A 5,217-nucleotide genomic window follows, 5' to 3' on the forward strand; every position below is an offset into this window, starting at 1 on the left:
CTTCTTCAGTGTGTTGATTGGGATGTGAGTGGGGCTTTGTACTCTTATTTCTTAAACTATCCCATGTCCCATCATAGTTGTCTCTCCAACGTTTGACTTGCATCCGATTTGTGTGATATTTGCGTGCAGCCTTGGCATTATTATCATGTTTAACCGCATAATCAACGACTTTCTTTCTGTATCGCATTTCTTCTGTTATAATATTCTTCATAGGGGAAGCTTTCCTTTCTGTGGTGTGGTAATTACAGTATAGCAGAAGCTTCCTCTATTTTTTTATTTTCATGTAACACATGTATTGTAACCTTACATATCAGAATATTTTTATATTCATACAAGCACAAATAAACCCACAACTCTACTGTAGAGCCATGGGATATTTAAGTCCATTTTTCATATTTCAATTTCAATGCCTGATTTAAAGGCTATGACAAAGTGGTCTTCATAGACTGTAACGCTCTGGATTATCTTCCTTACTAGCTTATCGTTATATTCTAAGGTTCGGAATTTGTTCTTGCGGATAAACTCAATCAACTCATTGATTCGTTCGTTCTCTCCACTGAGGGAGGCATCCTCTACTAAAAGAGTCTGACGCTTGTCTCTCAGCTCATCAATCTCTTCTGCTATGCTTAATCATTAGACTCAGAGTATCTACAGTCTAGCTTGGAAGGGTTCTCTTCTATATAAAATGATAGGTCCTTGTATATTTCATAATAAAATAGAGCTTTTACGACATCCCTAAAAGAGTTTATTTCCCCATTCCTCCAACTCTAAAGTTCCATTCCATTCAGTAATTCCCTAAGCTTTTTAAGCTCCTCAACACTTAAGGTTACACCCTTGCCCATTTTCTCATGTTCCGGCGCCCAATCCCTGATGTCGTATTTAGGCTCCCTGTCATTCCAGCTGATTAAATTCAGTTCCTTTGACCAGCCTTTATTGTTTTCTGAAAGAGTACCTACGGTTTCTTTGATTTCATATTTAATATCTGCCATGTAAATCATTCCTTTCATCAATCCGTTGTGAATTTGCCAGGCTCTTCTGCAACTCTGTCTGACCAGATAACTTCTTCATATACATTCCCGGCCATTTTCTCTGCTTGTCGCATAACAATATTCATCGCCTTTAATGCTTGATCTGGTGGATAGTCATACTTGCTTAGAAGCCTTTTAATAACCCGTCTCATGCTCGCCCTTGCACTTTTTCGAACACTCCAATCAATAGTGATGTTGTTTCTTATTGCTAAAGTCAATTCATGAGCGATTTTCTTAAGCGTTTCATCTTCCATGAGTTCTTTAACGATATCATCCGCTGTCAGTGCATCATAAAAAGCAATTTCATCGTCGCTGAGACCCAGTTCAGCCTCTTCTTCTCGCATCTTTTTAATGTCGTGGGCCATTCTAATAAGTTCTTCAATCACTTCAGCATTTGTAAGTGCTTGGTTTCGATACTTGTTTAGAGCCTTTGTCAGCCTTTCAGAGAACTTCTCTGATTTCACGAGGTTTCTCCTTTCCATAGTTTTGATGTTGCCTTCTAATAATTTCTTAAGCATTTCTACAGCTAAGTTCTTCTGCTTCATTCCCTGAACTTCTTTTAAGAACTCTTCAGAAAGGATTGAGATCTCCGGCCTCTTGATTCCCATGGCATCAAACATATCAATAACATCTTCTGAGATGATGGAGCGTTCCAGCATTTGATGAAGTCTTGCTTCAATTTCTCTTTTTGATAGTGGCGTTTTGTCCTTTTCCTTTAGCTTGACAAGGCTGGCTTTAACTGCTTTAAAATAGCTGATTTCAAGAGCCTTTTCTTTCCCTTTATCAGTTGCAGCACATAGTGCATGAGCCTTTCCTAATTCAAGAGCTGTCTTTTTAAATTCCTTTTGTTCTTCTTCTTTCTTTCCGAGAATAAAGTCCATGCCACCTACAATGGTACGCATTCTTTCTACTTGAGAGTTGCCCATATAATTTGAGTAATCATAGCCATGCATCATGTCTCTTAATATTTCCAGTTTTTCAAGCATAACAGCAACAGCAACATCCGTATCAATACCAGTATTCTGACGATCCGTATTGGTGTATTGTTTTAAGGCGCTCTTTAAACTTTCTAATATCCCGATATAGTCAACCACTACACCGCCTGATTTCTCTTTAAAGACGCGATTAACCCTTGCAATAGCTTGCATCAGGTTATGCCCCTTCATTGGCTTGTCAATATACATGGTATGCATAGATGGCACATCAAATCCAGTGAGCCACATGTCACGAACTATCACTATTTTAAGTTCGTCACTATTGTCCTTCATACGTTTGGCCAATAAATCCCTACGCTGTTTACCTCCTAGATGCTTCTGTAGCTTTTCATTATCTGCGGCGCTGCCGGTCATAACAACTTTTATTTTTCCTTTATCAACATCATCGTTGTGCCAATCGGGTCTTAGTTTTGTTATGGCATCATAGAGCTCAACACAGATTCTTCGACTCATACAAACAACCATGGCTTTACCATCGATGCTCTTTGCTTTTTCTTCGTAATGATTTACTATATCTTCAGCAAGCTTTTTGACTCTGTTTGGAGAACCCACAATGGATTCCATTCTGGACCATTTGGCTCTGTTTTTATCCTTCTCAAATTCTTCCTGACCTTCTGTGATCTCTTCAAACTCATCATCAATTTTTGTCAGCTCTTCTTCATCTGTTTCCAGTTTAATAATGCGGTTTTCATAATAAATCCGAACCGTTGCTTCATCTTCTACCGCCTGGGTCATGTCATATGTATCAATGGTATGACCAAATATGGCTACAGTAGATCGATCTTCAAGATCAATCGGTGTCCCTGTAAAGCCGATAAAAGACGCATTAGGTAGTGCATCTCTTAGGTATTTAGCATAACCATAATTCACTTCACCGGTTTTAGAATCCACTTTGGCCTCTAATCCGTATTGGCTTCTGTGGGCTTCATCGGCAATGATGATGACATTCTTACGGTCAGTGAGTACTGGCATCTCGCCATCTTCTGGTTTGAACTTTTGAATGGTGGTGAAGATAATCCCACCAGACTCTCTATCATTTAAAAGGTCATAAAGCCCATTAACCTCAGTGCTATTACCACCCATATAATTCGTTCTCTGGCTATCTGAAAGTTTTCTTACTGTTGCTTGTTTTGGAGTCTGACGCAGGATATCTTTTGATTTAGAGAAGGTTGTGAAAAGCTGATCGTCCAGGTCATTTCTATCAGTTATAACCACGATGGTTGGATTATTCAGTTCTCTCACAAGTCCACCGGTATAAAACACCATAGAAAAGCTCTTTCCCGAACCTTGTGTATGCCAAACAACACCGATCTTACGATCGCCGTCTTCCTTTGTCGCTTCTTTTGTTTTTTCAATCGCTTTCTTAACAGCAAAGTACTGATGATAGGCTGCTAGAATTTTAATGATGGATTTTTTATCCCCTATTTTCTTCCCATCAATGTCCTTCTCAGGTTCTTTTGACTCCTGGAAAAGAATAAAGTTGTGAGTGATATCCAGTAGTCTTTCCTTCTGGAACATTCCATTGAGTAACACTTCATACTGAGGCTGGGATAGAGGTGCAATATCTTCTCCGTCAACGGTTCTCCAGTTCATAAACCACTCTTCATTAGAGGTAATGGTTCCAGCTTTTGCATTGATCCCATCTGAGATGATGCAAAAAGCATTATAGTTAAATAGAGCCGGAATGTCTCGCTTATAGGTCTGTATCTGATTGTAGGCACCATCAATCCCCACATTTTCATCACTGGCTGACTTTAATTCTATAACCACAAGTGGCAGTCCATTCACAAAGACGATAAGGTCCGGTCTTCTCTCTTCATTTTCAATAATGGTAAATTGATTGACGACCACGAATTCATTATTACTCATCTTATCAAAGTCAATGACATAAGCTCTTTTGGTGCGAATCTGTCCACCTTCATTAAAAGATACTTCTATCCCTTCTGTCATTAACTGATGAAAATAGCGGTTGTTTTCTTCCAGCATGGGACTATTGAATGTAATCAGCTGACGATAAGCATCATCAAGTGCTTCCCTTGGAATATCACGATTGATCTTAAAGAGTGCGTCTTTCACTCTTTGTGAAAGGATCACCTCGCGATAGTCTTTCCGCTCTTCATAATCTCCACCTAAAGAGATGTCCGGGCCAAAGGCATAATCGTAGTCAAGACTTTCTAATATTTCAATAGCTGCTTCTTCAAGCATCGCCTCTGTAAAAATACCATTTACACTACTCATCACTACCACCTCCCAGACAATCTCTTATTTCGATTCTCACTTTCAAAGTAGCCCTCTGATTTATTTCTATTGTTTTATTGATCACCCCGCACCTCCACTTCTCCATTCAACAAATTAACCCTGAATGAGTTATTATTTGAACAGCTTTTTAAGCGTCTTGAATATATCAAATGATGTCCGATTATATACTTTGTTGTAAACTGCTTTCTTAGGATTTCTAAGAAATCCAAATCCCCTTGGCATCTTTATTCCTGCTCGATGCACTACCTGCCTTTTGATGCTAGTTCTTGCAGAGATTCTTCTCTTTAAGCTTGGTTTTCTAAATCCAAACTTCACGATACATCACCTTCTTCATCAAGAGGAACTCTGATTTCTCCAGACATGAGTTTGGGAAGAAGGATGTCACGTGTTAAGTTTAAATTATCATTTTCATTATCACTTAAAGATATCTTCATCATAATAGTCTTGAGAATCGCACTTAATTCCTTACATATTTTAATATCCGTGGGAAATGGTAATTTATATTGTGGTATAGCTTTTTTAGATAAATGTAATACGGTAGTTCCATTCACATACCCCAATGCATATTGTTTGAAATTATCAGTTTTTAGAAGACAGTATATACCTGAATCATTCATAGATTTTTATACAGGGACATTTTTATCAAAAAATTAGGCGAAACTGAAATGTTTCTTTCTTTTTTACAAATCGATTAGATTCCTTCCTAACGGAAGAAAAGAAAAGTTCATTTCTACTAAAAAAGAGCGCACTTTCCCCTTGTTTTTTTGAATAATTTTTAAAATTATCGATTTAACACTCGAATCATAGGTAAGTTAAATTCTGAAGAATCGTTTCAAACTCTTTGTCATACACATTTGCACAACTGAATTGGATTTGAACTCGACGAGCATGATGTGTCAGTCGAGAAGCAACCTTAATGAACCGAAAACGAATGG

Annotated in this window: 5 protein-coding genes and 1 pseudogene; all 6 read right to left on the reverse strand. The window is 38.1% G+C overall.

Going from position 1 to position 5,217, the window contains the following annotated elements:
- Positions 1–211: helix-turn-helix domain-containing protein (locus H541_RS12390; RefSeq protein ID WP_022795494.1), on the reverse strand; the 211-nt coding region annotated here is incomplete at its 3' end.
- 179 nt (positions 212–390) lie between these two features.
- Positions 391–480, reverse strand: a pseudogene (locus H541_RS13850) (site-specific recombinase); the annotation flags it as partial.
- Between the two features lie 287 nt (positions 481–767).
- Positions 768–989, reverse strand: a complete 222-nt coding sequence (locus H541_RS0110425) for a YdbC family protein (protein ID WP_022797229.1) — start codon at positions 987–989, stop codon at positions 768–770.
- A 17-nt stretch (positions 990–1,006) separates the two neighbouring features.
- A complete protein-coding gene (locus tag H541_RS0110430; RefSeq protein ID WP_022797230.1) occupies positions 1,007–4,261 on the reverse strand; it encodes a type I restriction endonuclease subunit R in 3,255 nt (1,084 codons plus the stop codon).
- 132 nt (positions 4,262–4,393) lie between these two features.
- Positions 4,394–4,597: a hypothetical protein gene (locus H541_RS13680; RefSeq protein WP_022797232.1), complete on the reverse strand. Its 204-nt coding sequence runs from the start codon at positions 4,595–4,597 to the stop codon at positions 4,394–4,396.
- Positions 4,594–4,899, reverse strand: a complete 306-nt coding sequence (locus tag H541_RS0110445) for a restriction endonuclease subunit S (RefSeq protein ID WP_026501782.1) — start codon at positions 4,897–4,899, stop codon at positions 4,594–4,596. Before H541_RS0110445 ends, H541_RS13680 begins: the two co-directional genes overlap by 4 nt.
- Between the last annotated feature and the right edge of the window lie 318 nt (positions 4,900–5,217).

Origin of the sequence: Bavariicoccus seileri WCC 4188, assembly GCF_000421665.1 — a bacterium.
Lineage (GTDB): Bacteria > Bacillota > Bacilli > Lactobacillales > Aerococcaceae > Bavariicoccus > Bavariicoccus seileri.